At 73.0% G+C, this 19,236-nt stretch carries 15 protein-coding genes and 1 tRNA gene; 4 read left to right on the forward strand and 12 right to left on the reverse strand.

Annotation, left to right across the window (positions count from 1 at the left end):
• A partial coding sequence (locus tag V7793_RS17205) for an MFS transporter (RefSeq protein WP_336007423.1) occupies positions 1-781 on the reverse strand: 781 nt, incomplete at its 3' end.
• A gap of 149 nt (positions 782-930) precedes the next feature.
• Here V7793_RS17205 and V7793_RS17210 point away from each other — a divergent pair.
• Together V7793_RS17210 and V7793_RS17215 are read left to right on the forward strand one after the other, a co-directional pair.
• Complete coding sequence (locus V7793_RS17210) at positions 931-1,704, forward strand: hypothetical protein (protein WP_336007426.1); 774 nt, start codon at positions 931-933, stop codon at positions 1,702-1,704.
• A gap of 161 nt (positions 1,705-1,865) precedes the next feature.
• Positions 1,866-2,033, forward strand: a complete 168-nt coding sequence (locus V7793_RS17215; RefSeq protein WP_336007429.1) for a CsbD family protein — start codon at positions 1,866-1,868, stop codon at positions 2,031-2,033.
• 81 nt (positions 2,034-2,114) lie between these two features.
• Here V7793_RS17215 and V7793_RS17220 read toward each other — a convergent pair whose 3' ends face one another.
• The 4 genes from V7793_RS17220 to V7793_RS17235 form a co-directional block, all read right to left on the reverse strand.
• The gene (locus V7793_RS17220) at positions 2,115-4,742 is read right to left on the reverse strand and encodes a SpoIIE family protein phosphatase (RefSeq protein WP_336007430.1); all 2,628 of its coding nucleotides are present in this window, start codon (positions 4,740-4,742) and stop codon (positions 2,115-2,117) included.
• A 246-nt stretch (positions 4,743-4,988) separates the two neighbouring features.
• Positions 4,989-7,046, reverse strand: coding sequence for a phosphocholine-specific phospholipase C (locus V7793_RS17225; RefSeq protein WP_336007432.1), 2,058 nt, complete (start codon positions 7,044-7,046; stop codon positions 4,989-4,991).
• A gap of 312 nt (positions 7,047-7,358) precedes the next feature.
• Positions 7,359-7,823 (reverse strand): hypothetical protein, encoded by a 465-nt coding sequence (locus tag V7793_RS17230; RefSeq protein ID WP_336007434.1) that lies wholly within the window; start codon positions 7,821-7,823, stop codon positions 7,359-7,361.
• A 127-nt stretch (positions 7,824-7,950) separates the two neighbouring features.
• On the reverse strand, positions 7,951-8,928 hold the full coding sequence (locus V7793_RS17235) for a CapA family protein (protein ID WP_336007436.1): 978 nt from the start codon (positions 8,926-8,928) through the stop codon (positions 7,951-7,953).
• A gap of 121 nt (positions 8,929-9,049) precedes the next feature.
• On the opposite strand from V7793_RS17235, the gene polX reads away from it, so the two are divergent.
• Complete coding sequence (gene polX, locus V7793_RS17240) at positions 9,050-10,777, forward strand: DNA polymerase/3'-5' exonuclease PolX (protein ID WP_336007437.1); 1,728 nt, start codon at positions 9,050-9,052, stop codon at positions 10,775-10,777.
• 62 nt (positions 10,778-10,839) lie between these two features.
• Here polX and V7793_RS17245 read toward each other — a convergent pair whose 3' ends face one another.
• Entirely contained in the window at positions 10,840-12,060 is a 1,221-nt protein-coding gene (locus tag V7793_RS17245; RefSeq protein WP_336007438.1) for a serine hydrolase domain-containing protein, read from the reverse strand.
• A gap of 53 nt (positions 12,061-12,113) precedes the next feature.
• On the reverse strand, positions 12,114-14,012 hold the full coding sequence (locus V7793_RS17250; protein WP_443057931.1) for an ABC transporter ATP-binding protein: 1,899 nt from the start codon (positions 14,010-14,012) through the stop codon (positions 12,114-12,116).
• A 281-nt stretch (positions 14,013-14,293) separates the two neighbouring features.
• Between V7793_RS17250 and V7793_RS17255 the strand changes: the two genes are divergently transcribed.
• The gene (locus tag V7793_RS17255) at positions 14,294-15,280 is read left to right on the forward strand and encodes a trypsin-like serine peptidase (RefSeq protein ID WP_336007440.1); all 987 of its coding nucleotides are present in this window, start codon (positions 14,294-14,296) and stop codon (positions 15,278-15,280) included.
• Positions 15,281-15,347: 67 nt separating this feature from the next.
• Here the strand turns inward: V7793_RS17255 and V7793_RS17260 are convergent.
• The 5 genes from V7793_RS17260 to V7793_RS17280 all read right to left on the reverse strand — a co-directional run.
• Positions 15,348-15,421 (reverse strand) — tRNA-Lys (locus V7793_RS17260).
• Positions 15,422-15,487: 66 nt separating this feature from the next.
• Positions 15,488-15,922: a DUF6234 family protein gene (locus V7793_RS17265; RefSeq protein ID WP_336007442.1), complete on the reverse strand. Its 435-nt coding sequence runs from the start codon at positions 15,920-15,922 to the stop codon at positions 15,488-15,490.
• Positions 15,923-16,004: 82 nt separating this feature from the next.
• Positions 16,005-16,412: a septal ring lytic transglycosylase RlpA family protein gene (locus tag V7793_RS17270; protein ID WP_336007444.1), complete on the reverse strand. Its 408-nt coding sequence runs from the start codon at positions 16,410-16,412 to the stop codon at positions 16,005-16,007.
• A gap of 207 nt (positions 16,413-16,619) precedes the next feature.
• Positions 16,620-17,165: a TerD family protein gene (locus V7793_RS17275; protein WP_336007446.1), complete on the reverse strand. Its 546-nt coding sequence runs from the start codon at positions 17,163-17,165 to the stop codon at positions 16,620-16,622.
• 67 nt (positions 17,166-17,232) lie between these two features.
• The coding region (locus tag V7793_RS17280; RefSeq protein WP_336007449.1) for an MMPL family transporter at positions 17,233-19,236 on the reverse strand (2,004 nt) is incomplete at its 5' end.

Here is a 19,236-nt window from a genome sequence, read left to right on the forward strand (position 1 = left end):
GCCCCCACGAGGTCGCGCCCCCGAGCCGCCGCTCGGCGACGACCGGGCCCAGCACCAGCAGCGGCCCCCACACGAACAGGTTGAACAGGCAGACGTGCGCCGTGGTCACCCACAGCCAGGTGCGCGAGCGGAACTCCGTCCATCCCTCCCGCAGTTCGGTGAGGAACGAGGCCCGCGCGGCCGCCTTGCGGTCCGGGCCGGGCAGCAGGCAAAGGACGACGACGCTCACCGCGTAACTGGCGGCGTCGAGCGCGAGCACGCAGGACGGCCCGGCGGCAGCCGTCAGGACGCCCGCGAGGGCGGGTCCCGCGACGGACGCCGCCGAACGCGCCGTGCCCAGCAGGGCGTTGGCGTCCGGCAGCGACTCGTCGCGGGCCATCCGTGGCACGTACGCCTCCAGTGCCGGGGTGAAGAGGGCCTCCGCCGCGCCCCAGAGGGCGACGAGGACGAGCAGGGTGCCGAGGTCCGGCGCCCCGCCCAGCAGGGCCAGGGCCAGCCCGGCCTGGGTCACGCAGCGCAGGACGTCGGCGGCCAGCATCACCTGACGGCCGCCCAGCCGGTCGGTGAGGACGCCGCCCGCGAGCAGGACGAGGACGAGCGGCAGGATCCGCGCCGACAGGACCAGACCCAGCTCGGTGCCCCCGCCGCCCGCCTGCAGGACGGCGAAGGACAGGGCGATCGAGGCCATCGACGACCCCAGCAGCGAGGTGACGTAACCAATGAAGAAGAGGCGGAAGTGCCGCTCGCGCAGCACCGCCGGGGGACGGAGATCGATTGACATGCGGGCAGAGTGCAGGGTCCGCGGACGGACACGCCAGGACCGAGCGAAATGAAGTTGAGTCGAGGGAAGTCAACTTATGCTGGCTTCGGGACCGCTCGGAATGCTGTTTACTGCGGTCGATGGATGCGCCGACCGGACCTGGGGGCCTCGTGAACCATCCCGTGGAGTACGCCGTAGCCGTCGAGCGGTACCTCGCGGCCTCCGGCCTGGGCGCCGGTTCCCGGCGGGTCTACGGCATCGCCCTCGCCACGTGGGCCTGGGCCCTGGTGGACCGCACGCCGCCCGGGGGCGAAGACCGCCGCAACGCCGTGCCCCCGTCCGTACCGCTCACCCTGCTGGACGCCCCCCGGACGCCCGCCCGCCTGCGCGACGCCTTCACCGCCCGCTCGGCGACGGTCGGCGCCCGCACCGCCAACCGCGAACTGTCCGTCCTCGGCAGCGCGGTGACCTGGTGGCGCGCGCGGGGCTGGCTGACCGCCGACCCCACCGCCGGACTGCGCCCCCTGCCCGTACCGAAACCGCGCGACGGGGCGGCGAAGCTCCGCCCGCACGAGGTCCGGGCCGTCCTCGGACTCCCCGCCCCGCTGCGCGAACAGGCCTTCTGGCACCTGCTGCACGAGACCCGCGCCCCCATCGAGCGCCTCCTCGCCCTCGACGTCGACGACCTGGACCTTCCCGGCCGCCGCACCAGGACCACCCGTACGGCTCCCGTGCTGCGCTGGGGCGACGGCGCGGCGCGGCTGCTCCCCCTGCTGGTCCTCGGCCGCGTCGAAGGCCCCTTGTTCACGACCGCGCGCGGCCGCCTCTCCTACCGCCGCGCCGCGGAGACCTTCACGGCGGCCACCCGCCCCCTCGATCCGGCCGGGCGCGGCTGGACGCTGCGCCGGCTGCAGGGGCCGGGCGGCGGGCCCGGGCAGCTCTAGCGGTTCCGGGCCGGTCCGCGCGGGCGGCTCGGCACGGCCCTGGCCGTACGCCTGCTGGTCACGGCCCCGTGAGGCTGCGGTTGCGGACCCCGTGGACCCGCCACATGGTGGATTCCGGGAGAAACCCCCTTCACCGCACGCACACACAGGGAGGCCCGGTCATGGGCAAAGGCAAGGCGAAGGCCAAGCAGGTCAAGGGCAAGCTCAAGGAGACCACCGGCAATGTGACGGGCGACCGGCGCATGGAGGCCGAGGGCCGCGCCGAGAAGGTGACGGGCAAGGTCCAGGAGTCCGCGGAGAACGCCAAGAAGAACCTGCGCGGCCGCTGAGCCCGTACGGGCAACGGCAGCACGGCGAAGGACGGGCCGGAACAACCGGCCCGTCCTTCGCCGTGCCCGGGCCGGCGGCCCTCACGCCAGCGGCTGCTCCGCCCAGATGACCTTCCCCTCGGGGGTGTACCGCGTCCCCCAGCGCTCCGCCAGCTGGGCGACGAGGAACAGGCCGCGGCCGCCCTCGTCCTCCGCGGCGGCGTAGCGCAGGTGGGGCGAGGTGCTGCTGCCGTCGGCGACCTCGCAGATCAGGGCGCGGTCGCGGACGATGCGCACGCGGACCGGGCCCGAGGCGTGGCGGATGGCGTTGGTGACGAGTTCGCTCAGGATCAGCTCGGTGGTGAACGCGGCCTCGTCCAGGCCCCACTCGGTCAGCTGCCGGGTGACGTCGGCGCGGGCGCGCGCCACGATCGCGGGGTCGGAGGGCAGCTCCCACTCGGCGGTCCGGTCCGGGTCCAGGATGCGGGTGCGGGCGACGAGGAGAGCGATGTCGTCGCGCTGCCGGGCGGGGAGCAGGGCCTTGAGCACCTCTTCGCAGACCTCGTCCGGCGTCCGGCCGGCGCGGGCGAGCGTGGAGGTGAGGATCGCGAGGCCGGCGTCGATGTCCCGCTTGCGGTCCTCGATGAGGCCGTCGGTGTAGAGGACCAGGCTGCTGCCCTCGCGCAGCTGCAGCTCCCCGGCCTCGAAGGGCAGCCCGCCCAGGCCCAGCGGCGGCCCGGCCGGGAGCTCGGGGAACTCCACCGTCCCCTCGGGGTGGACGATGGCCGGCAGCGGATGGCCGGCCCGGGCCATGGCGCAGACGCCCGTGGCCGGGTCGTAGATCGCGTACAGGCAGGTCGCGCCCGCGATCGCGTCCTCCCCGCCCATCCCCGCGGACTCCAGGTCGATGCGCCCGACCAGCTCGTCCAGGTGCCCGAGGAGCTCGTCGGGCGGCAGGTCGAGGGCGGAGAAGTTCTGTACGGCGGTGCGCAGGCGGCCCATGGTGGCGGCGGCGTGCAGGCCGTGGCCGACGACGTCGCCGACGACCAGGGCCACCCGGGCCCCCGGCAGCGGGATCACGTCGAACCAGTCGCCGCCCACCCCGGCCTGGGCCGGCAGGTAGCGGTAGGCGACGTCGAGGGCGTTCTGCTCGGGCAGGCCGCGCGGCAGCAGGCTGTGCTGCAGGGTCACGGCCATGGCGTGCTCGCGCGTGAAGCGCCGGGCGTTGTCGATGCACACGGCGGCGCGCGCCGCCAGCTCCTCCGCCAGGGACAGGTCGTCCTCCTCGAAGGTGGCGTTGTCGCCCGTCCGCCAGAAGTTGGCGATGCCCATCAGCACGCCGCGCGCCTTGAGTGGCACGGTGATCAGGGAGTGGAAGCCGTAATCCAGTATGGCCTGCGTGCGCTCGACGTCCTGGGTGCGCCAGCCGGAGGAGGCCGACAGGTCGGCAACGAGGACGGCGTGCCCGCTGAGGAAACCCGTCGCCTGCGGGGTGGGCGCGGCGAACCGGTGCAGCTCGCCCGCCCGGTACAGCGGGTGGTCGTCGCGGACGCCGCTGAGCGCCACCCGCCGCAGCTCGGGGGCGTCGCTGCCGACCCCCGACCGCGGCTCGTCGCCGCGCAGGACGGGCTCGGCGAGGTCGACGGTGGTGTAGTCCGCGAACCGGGGAGCGGCCACCTGGGTGAGCTCCTCGGCGGTGCGCTGGACGTCGAGGGTCGTTCCGACGGCCACGCTTGCGTCGTACAGCAGCTTCAGCCGCTCGCGCGCGGCCTCGGCCTTTCCGGCGAGGGCGCGCAGCTCGGTGGAGTCCCGCAGGGTGGCCACGCTGCCCGGCGGACCGCCCCGGCTGTCCGTCGGCCGGTTGTTCACGGCCAGCAGCCGGTCCCCTACGGGCAGCACCACGTCGTTGGCGACGCGCCGGGACTCCAGCAGCTCGGCCATCGGGGGGTCGAGGTCGAGCTCGGCGACGGCCCGGCCCTCCACGTCCTGCGGCAGGCCCAGGAGCCGGCGCGCCTCGTCGTTGGCGAGCATCACGCGGCCGTCGCCGCCGACGATCACGACGCCCTCGCGCACCGCGTGCAGGACCGCGTCGTGGTGTTCGTACATCCGGGTCATCTCGGCCGGGCCGAGGCCGTGCGTCTGGCGCTGCAGCCGCCGGCTGACCAGGGCCGCGCCGCCCGTGGCGAGGGCCAGCGCGGCGCCGCCGGCGGCGAGCACGAGCGGCAGCTGCCGGTCGACCGCGCTGCTCACGGCGGTGACCTTCACCCCGGACGAGACGAGCCCGACGACGTTGCCGTGGTCGTCCTGCACCGGGACGACGGCCTGCACTTCCTCGCCCAGGGGGCCGTTGACGCTCTCGATGGTGACGTGGCCGGCCTGCGAGGGCCCGATCGTGCCGATGAACTGCTTGCCGATGAGCTCGGGCCGGGGGTGCGTGTAGCGGACGCCGTCCCGGTTGGTCACGACGACGAAGTCGACGCCCGCCTCCTTGCGGGCGGCCTCGGTCAGCGGCTGCAGCACCTTGCTGGGGTCCGGACCCTGCAGGGTCTCCACCAGGCCGGGGCTGTGGGCGAACGCCTGTGCGGCGGCGAGCGATCGATCGCGCGCCGCCTGGAATCGGTCGCTCCGCGCCTGGAGCACCAGCGTGACCACCGCGGCGACGACGAGCAGCAGAATGATCAGCAGCTGCAGCAGGAACATCTGACCGGCGACGCTGCGGCTGCGCACCATCGACCGGAGACGTCCGGCCGACGGCGCCCGTGAGCCGTTGCGCGACTGCCCCGGCTCACGCCTGCTGTCTCGGCGCCGACCGGTGAACCAGCGGCCCGAGGGCCCCGAGGAGCGGTCCCGGTTTCGGGCCATATCCCATGTCTACCCCGCTCTCTTCCGCGGCGCGAACGGGAGCCGTCGCCGTGGCGGCCCCGTCACCCGCCGCACCGGGCCCCGGGGCGGTCCCGGGGCGGGCCGGGGCCGGGCTCAGACCGTGACGATGGCCGGGTCGCTCACCCCCGCCTCACCGGTCTCGACGTGCCCGGCGAAGCGGCGCAGGAAGGTGCCGTCCGCGTCCGACACCACGCTCAGGTCGTACCAGCGCTTGCTGCGCCGCAGGTCCACCGTGTGGACCAGCCGGCCGCCCGCCCGCACCGTGAAGGTCTCGCGCGTCCCGCCGTACGCGTCGGTCACTGTCAGGTGGCAGTCGGTGCCGCCCGCGTTCGTCATCGTCAGGCCGACACTCCCGGTGCGGGCGTCGTGGCGGGCGGTCACCTCCGGTCCGGTCGTCCTGCCGGGCCCGCGGAAGGTGCGCAGGAAGCCGTTCGGTCCGAAGACGGACAGGTCGTAGACGCCCTTCGAGTAGGCCGTGTTCCAGGTGTCGGAGAGCGTCCTGCCGGCTCCGGCCGTGTACGTCCAGGGGCCGTCCGTGCGGTTGCCGGACGTGACCGTGAAGCACACGCCCGCCGCGTCGCCCCCGCCGAAGGTGAGGGTGAAGCGCCCGGTCGACGGGGTCGCGGCGCCGTCCACCAGCGGGGCGTACGGCAGCGGGCGTGCGGGCCGCGAGCCCTTCTCCTGCTTGGGCAGCGAGGGATCGGACGGCGGCTTCGGCACGTAGTCCGGGTGCCGCTTGCGGTCCGGCGGCTCGTAGGCCGCGGTGTCCGGCAGCGCGGCGGGCCGCGCGTCCGCGAGGCGGAAGTCGAAGGCCGAGGTCAGGTCGCCGCAGACGGCACGCCGCCACGGCGAGATGTTCGGCTCGCGCACCCCGAAACGGCGCTCCATGAAGCGGATGACGGAGGTGTGGTCGAAGACCTCCGAGCACACGAAGCCGCCCGTGCTCCACGGGGAGACCACGAGCATGGGCACGCGCTGGCCCAGCCCGTAGGGGCCCGCGCCGTAGCGCGCGTTCCCGGCGAAGACGTCGAGCGCGGTGTCCACGGTGGAGGCGCCCCGGGCGGCGGAGGCGGGCGGGAAGGGCGGCAGGACGTGGTCGAAGTAGCCGTCGTTCTCGTCGTACGTGATGAACAGGGCCGTCCGGCTCCACACCTCCGGGTTCGAGGTCAGGGCGTCCAGAACCTGAGAGATGTACCAGGCGCCGTAGTTGACCGGCCAGTTCGGGTGCTCGGAGAACGCCTCCGGCGCGGCGATCCAGGAGATCTGCGGCAGCTTGCCGGCCTTGACGTCGGCCTTGAGGACGTCGAAGTAGCCGCCGCCCTTCTTGACGTTCGTGCCGGTGCGCGCCTTCTCGTAGAGGGCGTCGCCGGGCTTGGCGTTGCGGTAGTTGTTGAAGTAGAGGAGGGAGTTGTCGCCGTAGTTGCCGCGGTAGGCGTCCTCGATCCAGCCCCAGGAGCCGGCCTTGTCCAGGCCGTCGCCCTCGTCCTGGTAGATCTTCCACGAGACGCCGGCCTTCTCCAGCCGCTCGGGGTACGTCGTCCAGTCGTAGCCGGCCTCCTCGTTGCCGAGGACCGGCCCGCCGCCCTTGCCGTCGTTGCCCGTGTGCCCCGTCCACAGGTAGTAGCGGTTGGGGTCGGTGGCCCCGATGAACGAGCAGTGGTAGGCGTCGCACACGGTGAACGCGTCGGCGAGCGCGTAGTGGAAGGGGATGTCCTGCCGCGTCAGGTAGGCCATCGTCCCCGTGCCCTTGGCGGGCAGCCACTGGTCGTACCGCCCCTGGTTCCAGGCCTTGTGCCCGCCCGCCCAGTCGTGGTTGAGGCCCGCGATGAACTGCATGCCGAGGTTCCCGGCGTCCGGGTGGTAGGGCGGCACGTCCTTGGACCCGTCCGACTGGTACCACACCGGCTTGCCGCTGGGCAGCGACACCGGGCGAGGGTCGCCGAAGCCGCGCACGCCCTTCATCGTGCCGAAGTAGTGATCGAAGGAACGATTCTCCTGCATCAGGACGACGATGTGCTCGACGTCCTGGATCGTGCCGGCGCTGCGGCGGGCGGGGATGGCGGCGGCACGGTCGATGCTGCTCGACAGGGCCGCGTAGCCCGCGGTCGCGCCGGCGATCTGGAGGAATCGCCGCCGGTTGAGTTCAGGCATGAGTCTGAGGACCTCTTGGGGAGTCGGGTCTGGAAGCCGGTGTTCCAAGAGCAGCGATTGCCGGGGAAGGGGCCGTGTCGTCGGTGTGACGGGGCGCGGTACGCGAGGCGAACGTAGCGGACGGCGTGGGAGAAGGGGAGCCCTTGTGAAGGGAGTTTGTGAAGGGGGAACGTCCGAAGGACGCGAAGCGGGCCCGGAAACGGCGGCGCCGGGTGGCGAACGTGGTCACCACCCGGCGGGGGAGGGGAGGGCACGCGGGGGTGAGGCGGCGGCGTGGGCGCCTGTCCGGGGCCGGGTCCGGGGTGGCGGAGGTTACGGATGCCCGCCTGCGGCGTGCCAGCAGTTGCGCTCCCGGTCGTAGGAGAGCGTCCGGCCCGGGCAGGACTGCAGGTCCAGTTCGAGGAGTTGCTGATAGGCCGCGACGGGCAGGTCCGCCTCGACGAGGATCCGGGTGGCCGAGTGCGTGTCCTCCAGCAGGAGCGGACGCGGCGGCGCGGGCGGCTCGCCCGGGGCGCGGCGTAGCACGCCTCCCAGGATCCGCTTGAGCGCGGTGCAGGCGTCCTGGGCGAGGATCTGCCCGACGTTCTGCAGGAAGCCGCTGAGCGGCAGCACGACGAGCACGAGCCAGGTGAGGGTCTCGCCCCTGAGGGCTCCCAGCGTTGCGCTGTACGTCCTGAGCCCCAGCCCTGCCAGCCCGTCGGTCAGCGACTTGCGCTCCGCCTCGCCGGTTCCGGCGTCGAAGTAGACGTGTGCGGTCATGGGCGGGAGTTCGGCCATGCCTGATGCTAGGGCTTCGCGCGCGCCGGAGGCAGGCACTCGGAGCCCCTCGGCCGGGGCATCGCCTGTGTCGCCGGCCTCTTCGTCCTTCCCGGGCCGGCCGCGGCGCCCCCGGGCCCTCGCCGCCCTAGGCCGCCCGTTCCGCCGGCGGCCCGGCCCACTCCACCACCAGGCGGCCGTTCTCCTCCGCGACGTCCGTGCCGAAGGCCGCGCAGGCCTGCCGGAACCGCCGGGTGATCCACCGGGTCTCGGCCGCGTCGGCGAGCCGGGTGCGGCAGAAGTCGAGGGCGAGGGGCACCGCTTCGACGCGTACGGGGCGGGTGCCGTCGAACGAGACGAGGAAGAGCAGCCCGAGGTCGTTGCGCAGCAGGTCGTCCGTCGCGTAGTCGTCGACGAAGTCCCCGAGGTCGTAGAGCACGCGGTCCCCGACGCCGTGGAAGACGTGCGCGGAGTGCCCGGCGACGAGCGTGGCGCCCGCGGCGAGGAACTGCTGCGCGGCCCGGCGGATGTAGTCGGCCGGGCCGGAGGTCATGTTCGGGCCCCAGTGCGGCGTGACGACGGTGATGTCCGTGCGGAGGGCGGTGACGGTGCTCAGGAGCCAGGCGGGGGCGCCGGCCTCCAGGTACGCGTAGGCGACTCCCGGCCGGCCGGGGCCCGCGGCGAAGTCGTGCGGGTGGTCGGTGACCCCGACGATGCCGGTCCGCAGCCCGCAGCTCTCCAGGACGGCCGGCCGCCGCGCCGCCTCCTCGTCGCGGCCGGCCCCCGCCCAGGCGATCCCGGCGTCGGCCAGATGGCCGACCGTGTCGAGCAGGGCCTCGGGGCCGTAGTCCAGGGCGTGGTTGTTGGCCAGGTTCACACAGTCGACGCCCAGGTGCCGCAGGGTCTCCGTCGCCACGGGCGGGGCCCGGAAGAAGAACGGCTTGAAGGGGTCGCGCCACCGCTCGCCGCGTGCGGAGACCGCGCACTCGAGGTTGAGGACGAAGAGGTCGGCCTCGTGCGCCACGGCCACGACCTCGTCGGCGAACAGGCTCTCCGGCGGGTCCGTGGCGAGGCGCTCGGCGACTTTGCGGCCGAGCATGGTGTCGCCGGCGAGTGCGAGCTTCATGGTTCAACCACCTCCCCGCCCCGCGCCCACAGCCACACGATTCATTGTAGAAAAAGTGGCTTTTGGGGCGGAAATGCGTCGCAGATGTGTCGTATGTGTACGGGCGGGGAACAGCAGACCCATGGCCCGGCCGAACGAAGAGGTCGAGGCGCTGCTGCAGGAGTACGCCGACCTCGTCACCATCACCGGCGGGGACGCCTACAAGGCGCGCGCCTACGAGAAGGCCGCCCGTGCGATCGGCGGCCACCACGCCGATGTCTCCCGCCTCGACCTCAAGGGGCTGCTCGACATCCCCAACGTCGGCAAGTCGATCGCCGAGAAGGTCCTCGAATACCTGCGGACCGGCCGGCTCGCCATGGTCGAGGAAGCCAGGGCGGTCATCCCGGCCGGAGTGCGCGAGCTGATCACCATCCCCATGCTCGGCCCGAAGAAGGCCATGCTCCTCCACGAGGAACTCCACATCTCCTCCGTCGACGAGCTCCTCGACGCCATCCACGACGAGAAGCTCCGCGACCTCAAAGGCTTCGGAGCCAAGACCGAGGAGAACATCCTCCACGGCATCGCCCTGATGCAGCAGGCAGGCGACCGCATCCTGCTGAACGCCGCCATGGACGTCGCCGAACAGATCGTCGCCGACCTCTCCGGGGTCGACGGATGCGAGCGGTGCACGTACGCGGGGTCGCTGCGGCGGATGCGCGAGACCATCGGGGACATCGACATCCTCGTCGCGGCCGCCCGGTCGGGCCCGCTCATGGAGGCGATCACCGAGCTGCCGATCACCGCCGAGGTCATCGCGCACGGCGAGAAGAAGACCTCCGTCCGTACGACGAAGGGCCTCCAGGTGGACCTGCGCGTCCTGCCGGCGGACGCCTGGGGAGCGGGACTGCTGTACTTCACCGGTTCCAAGGCGCACAACATCCGCGTACGCGAGATCGCGGTCCGCCACAAGTACAAGCTGTCCGAGTACGGCCTCTTCCACGCCAAGAGCGGCAAGAAGATCGTCTCGGAGACCGAGGAGGAGGTCTACGCCCGGCTCGGCCTGCCCTGGATCCCGCCGGCCCTCCGCGAGGACCGCGGCGAGATCGCCGCAGGCCTGCGCGACGAATTGCCCGAGCTCATCGAGGAGAGCGACATCCGGGGAGACCTCCACACCCACACCGACCTCACGGACGGCGTGGCGACGCTGCAGGACATGGTGACCGCGGCGGCCGGGCGAGGCTACGCGTACTACGCGGTGACCGACCACGCCCCGAACCTCTTCATGCAGCGCATGACGGACGCCAAGATCCTCGCCCAGCGGAAGCGGGTCCGTGAGCTCGACGGGAAGCACCGCAAGATGCACCTGCTGCACGGCACCGAGCTCAACATCGGCCCCGACGGCGAAGTGGACTGGCCGGACGACTTCCTCGCGGGCTTCGACCTGTGCGTCGCCTCGGTCCACTCGCACTTCAACCAGACCCGGGACGAACTCACCCGCCGCCTGCTGCGCGCCTGCGAGAACCCGCACGTCAGCATCATCGGACACCCCACGACACGGCTCATCGGCAAACGGCGCGGCATCGACGCCGACTTCGACGCGGTCTTTAAAGCCTGCGCCCGCACGAACACCGCCCTGGAAATCAACGCCCACCCCGAACGGCTCGACCTCTGCGACGAGGACATCCTGCGCGCCAAGCGCTACGGCGTGAAGTTCGCCGTCAACACGGACGCCCACTCCGTGACCCACCTGCCGTACATGCGCTTCGGCGTGGGCACGGCGCAGCGGGGATGGCTGACGAAGGACGACGTCATCAACACATGGCCGCTGCAGAAGCTACGGCGCTTCCTGCGCAAGGGGCGGAGCGGGTGAGGACCGGCCGAGGTCCTCACCGACGCGGGCGTGCCGACCGGGGCGCGACGGGACGTCCGCACCTACTGCGACGCGGGGCAGAACTCCGCCTGGAAGACGTCCCCCGCGGCGTCCGTGTCGCTCACGGTGTCGGTGTTGAAGTTGAGGACGAGGCTGTGCCGGGTGTCCGCAGAGACGAAAGCGATGCTCTGCGTCCCGACGAACAGACCGGTGTGGCCCCACACCTCCGTCCCGCAGAGCGTGTACCGGAACAGCCCCAGGCCGTACGCCGCGCCCGAGCCGTCGCCGGTGGGGACGGTCGTCCTCAGCTCCTGCTGCTGCGCCGGCGGTAGCAGTCTGCCCTGCAGCAGGGCGGTGAGGAAGCGGTCGAGATCGGCCCCCGTGCTGATCAGGTCGCCCGTGGCCCGGATCAGGGAGGGGTCGAAGTCGGTGACGTCGTGCATCCTGCGGTCCGGGTCGTCGGTGAACCGGCTGTAGCCGCGTCCGGCGGGTGCCGGGACCGTGCGCTCGTGGCGCGGCAGGCGGGTGGAGTGCAGGCCGAGCGGTGCGATGATCCGGCGCTCCACCTCCTCCTCGTAGGACCGTCCGGTCGCCTTCTCCACGACGAGGGCGGCGAGGACGTAGCCCGTGGGGGTGTACGCGTAGCGGGTGCCCGGTGCGAAGTCCGGCGCGTGGGCCGTCGCGGTCCGCACGATCCGCCGGGGTGTCCAGCGGTCGTAGCGGTGCTTGAGGAACGCGGTGGTGGTGAGGTTCCTCAGGACTTCCGGGTCCGCGGTGTAGTCGAAGAGCCCGCTGGTTTGCTGGAGGAGGTGGCGCAGGGTGATCCTGCGGCCGTCGTTCCCGTTCCCCCGCACCATGCCGGGCAGCCACTTCTCGACGGTGTCGTCCAGGGTGAGCCGGTGCTCGGCCTCCAGCTGCAGGAGGACGGTGGCGGTGAAGGGCTTGCCGATGCTCCCGGCGCGGAAGCGGTCCACGGCGAGCCTCGGCCGCTCGGTGTGCAGGTCGGCGACGCCGGCGGAGCCGTTCCAGGTGCCGTGCGCGTCGCGGACCCGCGCCAGGGCGCCGGGGACGCCCGCCCTGACGGCGGCGTCCAGGGCGGCCTGGGTGCGCTCGTGTCCGCCGCCGCGCGCGGCGGGCCGGACGTGGACGGTGGCACCCGCCGGAGCGGGTGCCGGTGCGGCCCCCGCCATTGCGGCCCCCGCCATCGCGGCGGCCGTCAGGAACGCGGCCAGCACGGCTCGTGCCGTACGGACCGTCCTCGGTGAACACGGACGCTTCGTCATGACAGCCCTCCTTCAGTGGGGGTCGGCGGTGTCGGATCCGGGCAGTGGCGCGGTCAGCGCACGGCGCCGCTCACCTCCTCCGGCGTCGTGGGGAGCCCCCGGTCGTTCTGCAGGGACCACAGCTCCCGGAAGAGGCCGGGGGCCTCGACGAGTTCGGCGAAGGTGCCCAGCTGGATGACCCGGCCGTGGTCGAGGACGACGATGCGGTCGGCGACCGCGACGTTGGCCAGGCGGTGGGTGACGAGGACGACGGCCCGCTCCTCGGCGATCTTGCGCAGTCCGGCGAAGATGCGGTGCTCCGCCCGGGCGTCCAGGGCACTCGTGGGTTCGTCCATGACGAGCAGGCCCGCCGGGCGGTAGAAGGCCCGGGCGATGGCGATGCGCTGCCACTGGCCGCCGGAGAGCTCCACCCCGCCGTACCACTCGCGGGCGAGGAGGGTGTCGAGCCCGCTGCGGAGCTCCTTGACGACTTCGTCGGCGCCCGCGTGCGCGGCCGCCTGGAGGACGGGGCCGTCCCCGTCGTGCGCCTGTCCGAGGGTGATGTTGTCGCGGACGGACAGGGGCCAGTGGGCGTAGTCCTGCGGGACGACGGCGGTCTGCCGCCACATGGCCTGCGGGTCGAGTTCGCCGGAGTCGACGCCGTCCCAGGTGACCCTGCCCTCGGTGGGCAGGTACAGGCCCGTCAGCAGTTTGCTGAGGGTGGTCTTCCCCGAACCGTTCTCGCCCACCAGGGCCAGGACTTCCCCGCGCCGCACCTCCAGGCTGACCTCGTGCAGGGAGGGGCGGTCGGAGCCGGGGTAGCGGAAGGTGAGGGACTCGGCGCGGACGAGCGCGGGGGCCGCGGGGGTCCGGCTGCCGCGCTGCATGCGGTGCCCGCCGGCCTCGTCGATGAACTCGGCCCAGTCGTCGAGGTAGAGGCCGGTGCGGAAGAGGCGGGCGCCGTAGGAGACCATGCCCCGCAGGGACGAGCCGACCGACCGCAGGGCGAAGACCGCCGTGCCGGCCGAGGCGAGCGACATGTGCCCGGTGCCCAGCAGGAGGGCGAGTGCGGCCCACACCAGGCCGGAGGCGAGACCGCCGGCCACGGCGCCCGCGAGCGCGTACCGCGCGCCCCGGTGGACCGCCTTGTCGGTGGTGGTGTGGATGCGGTTGCTGATCGAGCGGTAGCGGCCGAGGAGGAACTCGGCCATGGTGCCCGAGCGCAGCTGGTCGGCGAAGAGCTTGTCGGTGACGTGCCACCGCAGGTGGTTGAGCACGCGGCGGTCGCCGCTCAGGGCGCGGGAGGTCTGGTAGTGGACCCGCGCCCCCTTCACGCTCGCGATGCCCTGCGGGAGGGTGGCCAGCAGGAGCAGCGGCAGCAGGACCGGGTGCAGGAGCGTCACCACGCCGGCCGCCGCGATCAGCGACGCCAGGCAGGCCATGAGGTCCTGGGATTCGGTGAGCAGGTCCTGGGCGACGTCCGCGCCGCGGTCGGCGGCTTCGCGCTTGTCGTTGAAGCCGGGGTGGTCGTAGGCGGCGAGTTCGGCGTTGATCGCCGCGTCGAGCATCTGGAGCTCGGCCTCGCGGGAGATCCGGGGGGCCAGCCGGCTGGAGATGTTGGCGACGGCGATGGCGAGCAGGGCCCGCGTCCCGGCCGCCCCGGCGAGGAGGGCGAGCGAGGGCAGCGCGTCCACGAGCCGGTCCTCGATGTGGCCGGAGGTGATCAGCGCGGTGATCGTGCTGCTGGTGGCCAGCAGGCCGAAGGCCTCGAACGCGCCGGACAGCACCTGGCAGACGAGGAGCGTCAGGACGGCTCGTCTGTCCACGCGCCAGGCCAGGTTCAGCGCCTTGCGGACGAGCTGGGGCAGGCGCCGGCTCATCGCACGGGCGGTGAGCGGGCTCTTCTCGAAGGCGGTCAGGGTCGGGGAGCGGAAGCGTAATTCCTCATGTACCTCGGTGGTCTCGGCGGGCAACGTGATTCCCCTTGGTTGCGGGTGTCGACGGTCCGGTTCCGATGGTGAGCGCCTGCACGATGCCGTATGACGCGGGCGAGTTGCGGCTGAACGCCCTTAATCCACTCGAAGGTGGGCCTTTTGACTGACCACTTCGGAGTGAGGACACCCAGCTTTTGACGCGCCCCTGTCAATCAAGGGGGCTGCGTGGGACTCTGCCTCTCGCACCGCATGTCGCGCACCACGCACCACGCACTCCCGGTACGTGCACGTGCCGTATCCGCACCGCAGAAGGAGTACGCGTGAGACGATCCCGCCGTACGACCGCAGGTGTGCTGCTGGCCGCCTGCGCCCTGGTCGCCGCAGGCGCACAGGCCGCGACGGCCGACCCCGCTCCGGGCGGCGCCCCGGCCCCGGCCGTGCACACCGCCGCGGCCTCGCCGGACGCCCGGCAGGCCGTCGCCGACTACTGGACGCCCGAACGGATGCGCACGGCCGTCCCGCTCGACCCGCCCTCCGTCGCACCCGGCACGCTCTCGGCACCGGTGACCCGGGGTGAGACGCTCACCGTCGCCGCCACCGCCCCCGCCGCCGGGCCCCTCGCCTCCTTCCCGCAGCCGGGAGGTCCGTGGACCGGTGGCGGCGCGGTGGCCAAGACCTCGGGCCGGGTGTTCTTCACCATGCAGGGCCGCAACGCCTCCTGTTCGGCCGACGCCGTCACCAGCCGCAACGGCAGCACGGTGATCACAGCCGGGCACTGTGTGAAGTACCAGGGCAACTGGCACACCAACTGGACCTTCGCCCCCGGCTACGACGACGGCAAGACGCCCTACGGCACCTGGGCGGCGACCAAGACGCTGGCCACGCCGCAGTGGACGGCCAGTGAGGACATGAACCACGACATCGGCGCGGCCGTCGTGGCCCCGCTGGGCGGCAAGCGGCTGGCGGACACCGTCGGAGCGCAGGGCCTGCAGTTCAACGGCGCCTACAACAAGCCCATGTACGCCTTCGGCTACCCCGCGGCGTCCCCGTACGACGGCAAGAAGCTCATCCACTGCAGCGGGAACTCCACCAAGGACTTCCTCCTCACCAAGGACCACGGGCTGAGCTGCAACATGACGGGCGGCTCCAGCGGCGGCCCGTGGTTCGCGTCGTTCGACGAGGCGACCGGCACCGGCCTGCAGGCGTCGGTGAACAGCTTCGGGTACACGTTCCTGCCGAACACGATGTTCGGCCCGTACTTCGGCGACGAGGCCAAGGCCCTGTACGAACAGGCGCAGACGAGCTGACGCGCGGACGTCACGCGTCCACACGAGAAAGGCCCCCGCCGTCCGGCGGGGGCCTTTCCCTCTCAAGTGCGCCACCAGGGACTCGAACCCCGGACCTGCTGATTAAGAGTCAGCCGCTCTGACCAACTGAGCTAGCGGCGCGAAATGAATACTACCGTACGAATGACGGTGCATCGCCCGCGGTCCGCAGCGGTCGCGGCCCTCGCCCTACGGCACCGCTGCCGGAGCCTGGACCGGCCGGGCGCCGCTGTCGGTCCTGCCGTGGTCGACGACGGGGACGGCGAGCAGGGCCAGGCCGAGGCACGCGGCCACCAACCCCTGGACGACGACGGTGATGAAGGCCCGGGCGAAGGCCAGGCCGACGGCCGCGACCAGAGCGAACCCGGCGAGGACGGCGATGCACGTCATCAGCTGCCCGGTGGTGTCCGGGGGCGGGGGCGCGTCACGGCGGCCGCCGTAATCGGCGTTGTACGCCCAGCCTTCGATGCCCACGACGTACAGGCATCCGACGGCCGCGACGACTTCCAGCGCCAGGAGGCCGAGGGCGATCAGCAGATCCGCGTACCAGGGGACGCCGGTGCCTCCGCCGGCCCGTGACCGGTGCGGGACCACGGCAGGGGGTGCCACGGGAAGAGGTGCCATGGCCTCAGTGTTTCCCCCGGGCCACGGCGACGGCATGAGTACGCGTACTCATGCTCACGCACGTCACCCGCCTTCGTCGCGCTCAGGCGACGCCGCCGAGGGTTTCGAGGCTCACCCGGACCAGGCCCTGGCCGGTGTCGGCGATCTCCTCGAACGCGGCCCGCGACAGGTCGATGCAGCGGCTCGTGTCCCTCGGGCCCCGGTCGTTGATCCTGACCATGACCTCGTCACCGGTCGCGGCGTTGGTGACCCGTACGCGGGTGCCGAACGGCAGGTCCCGGCTGGCGGCGGTCATCGCCTGCGGGTCGAACGGCTCGCCGCTGGCGGTGGGCCAGCCGTCGAGCATCTCCTCCGGCGCGCCGTACCACGAGGCGACGCACGTCCGGGGGCCGCGGTCGTCCGCGCCGGCGAGGAGGGGGACGGCGCAGACCAGGACCGTCGCCAGCGCCACCGTGGCGGGAGAGCGGCCGGGCGTCCTGGGGTGCGTCATGCGGGTCCTCGGTCCTCGCTCCTCTGATCCTCGGGTCTGGAAGATCGTGTCCGCTGCGGACGGCTTCCAGTCCTCGGCACGGGGCGGAGCAGCCGATCGGCGGCATGCGGCCGCACGCGGCGACCGGGCAGGAGAAGGAGGGGCCGGGTGCGCGGGAGCGCCGCCCGGGCGCGCGGGTGAGCGTGCCGTGCGGCCCTCCCTGCCGGCTCAGGCGCTGCCCATCACCGTGGCGAAGGCCGCAGGGTCGGCGTCGAACCCGCGGACCACCGGGCGGTACTCCCACGCGCCCCGCCCGGTGCGCACGAACTCCACGACCGTCGCCGCCGTGGCCCCGGCGACCGCCGCGAAGTCGTCCGCGGCCAGCTCGGTGTACCCCTCCGTGATGCGGACGCCGGTGTTGGCCACGTCCCCGAAGGTCTTGCGCCCGCCGCCCTGCTGTATGGCCACCCCGACGACGACCCGGGCGTACGACGGCGCCAGCCGGTCGAGCTCCAGCGTCATGACCTCGTCCGAGCCCAGCCCCATGCCGGTGCGGCTGTCACGGTTGAGGAGGATGGTGCCGTCGGGCGACCGGCTGTCGAAGTGCACGAGGTAGGCGGGCTTGCCGTACGGCTCCTCCGCGGTGTACGTGGCCGCGATGAGGTCCAGGTCGGTGTCGGGCAGGCCCATCGGGCTCGGATCCCATCTCAGCGACACCTGGACCTTGCCGAGCCCCTTGCTGAGGCTGCCCGCCCCCTTGTTGAGTCCGCTCACCGGACATCCCCTCCCACTTCCGTTTTCCTGGTGCACTCCCACCTTGCCGCCGGAACGGCCGGTGCCGCTACCCCGGGTGGGAGGCCTCGACCGCATCGGGCGACGGCGCCGGCTGCGGCAGGACGGTGCGCGCGCCACGCCGGGGCGGCGTCGGCAGCCACCAGTTGGCGCGGCCTGCCAGCCGCATCACGGCGGGCACCAGGAGCGGGCGGATGACCGCGGCGTCGAGGACGACCGACAGGGCGGTCGTGACGGCGAGGAGCTTCATGAGCGCGACTTCGGCCGTCGCCAGGGCGAGCAGCACCGTCAGGACGAGCGCGGCGGACGCGGTGAACAGCGGCGCCGCCGACTGGAGTCCGGCGGCCGTCGCCCGCACGGTGTCGCCGGTGCGGGCGTGGGCCTCGCCGATGCGGGCCAGCAGCAGGATCTCGTAGTCCAGGGACAGCCCGAAGGCCAGGCAGAAGGTGACGACGGGCATGACGACGCTGACCGTGCCCGTGGCCGTGAACTCCCCCACCAGCCATTTCATATGACCCTGCTGGAAGATGAACACCATCGCGCCGAAGGTCGCGGTCAGGCTGAGCAGGTTGAGCGCGAGCGCCTTCAGGGGCAGGAACAGGCTCCGGGTGAAGACCAGGAGGAGCATGAACGTGGCGACGGCCATTGCCCCCAGCGCCCAGGGCAGCCGCTGCGCGAGGGTGTTCCGGGCGTCCCGGAACTGGGCCGTGGGGCCGCCGACGAGCGGCGGTGCCGGCGCCCGGGCCTCCTGCAGCCGGGCGACGAGGGCGGTGGACGCGGGGGCGTACGGTTCGGCCTCGCCGCTGACGGCCAGCCAGGTGCCCGCCGGGGAGGTGAAGTGCCGCAGGGCCGGGCAGCCCGGAAGCGTGCCGCGCGCGGGGGAGGCCTCGGCCGGGCAGGCCAGAGGGGCCTCATGGCCGAGCACGTACGAGCCGGTCGCGGTCCGCACGCCGAGGACGCCGGGGAGGGCCGACAGCCGTCTCGCGTACGCGCCGAGCTCCGCGACGCGGCCCGTGCGGTCGGGCCGCCACCCGGGGAGAGCCACCTCGACGGGGTTGCGCAGTTGGGGGAAGCCGTCCCGCAGGGCCTGGGTCGCCTGCACCTCCGGGGCGTCGCGGGGCAGGACCCGGTCGTCGCTGAAGCCGAAGACCACCTGGCGGAAAGGGAGCGCGAGAATGAGCAGCACCCCGGTGGCGAGCGCCGTGACGAGCAACGGGCGGCGCATCACGCGCAGGGCCAGCCGCCGCCACCCGGCTCCGGCGCGGCCCTGCGCCCTGCGCCGGCGCGCGAACAGGTCGCCCCGGCCGATCGCCCGGGGGAAGCAGGCCAGCGCCGCGGGGACGAGCACCAGGGCGGCGAGCGCCGAGAGCAGCACCACGCTGACCCCGGCGTAGGCCATCGACCGCAGGAAGTACAGCGGGAACGCCAGGAGGCCGAGCAGGCACAGGGCGACGGCCGCCGCCGAGACGACGACGATCCGCCCGGCCGACCGGACCGCCCCCGCCAACGCGTCCTCCGGCGGGCTCCCGGAGGCGATCTCCTCGCGGTAGCGCGCCACCAGGTAGAGGCTGTAGTCGACGGAGAGCGCGAGCCCGACCGCCCCGGTGAGGTTCAGCGCGAACGTCGACACCTCGGTCACGGCGGTCAGGCCGCGCAGCACCGCCAGGGTGCCGGCCACCGCGACCGCGCCGACCGCGAGAGGCAGGCAGGCAGCGGCCACGCTCCCGAAGACGAACACGAGCAGCAGCAACGTGGCGGGGAGGGCGATCAGTTCGGTGCGCAGCAGGTCGCGCTCGCTGTAACGCTCCAGGGCGCGGTCGAGGACGGCGTGCCCGGTCGCCCGGACCCGCAGGGGACCTTGCGGCGCGGTGGCGGTGGGCAGCAGGCGCTCGACGGTCGCCCGCCCGGCCCGCCCGCCCCCGTCCAGGCGTACCGACACGAGCGCGGTGCGGGCGTCGTCCGAGCACAGCGCGGCGTCGTCCACTGCGGCGCCGCCTCCCGGCGCCCTGCCGCTGCCCGCCGCGGGACACGAGCCGCGGGTGACCGGGCCGGT

It is taken from the genome of Streptomyces sp. KLMMK (genome assembly GCF_036961605.1).
Taxonomy (GTDB): domain Bacteria; phylum Actinomycetota; class Actinomycetes; order Streptomycetales; family Streptomycetaceae; genus Streptomyces; species Streptomyces telluris.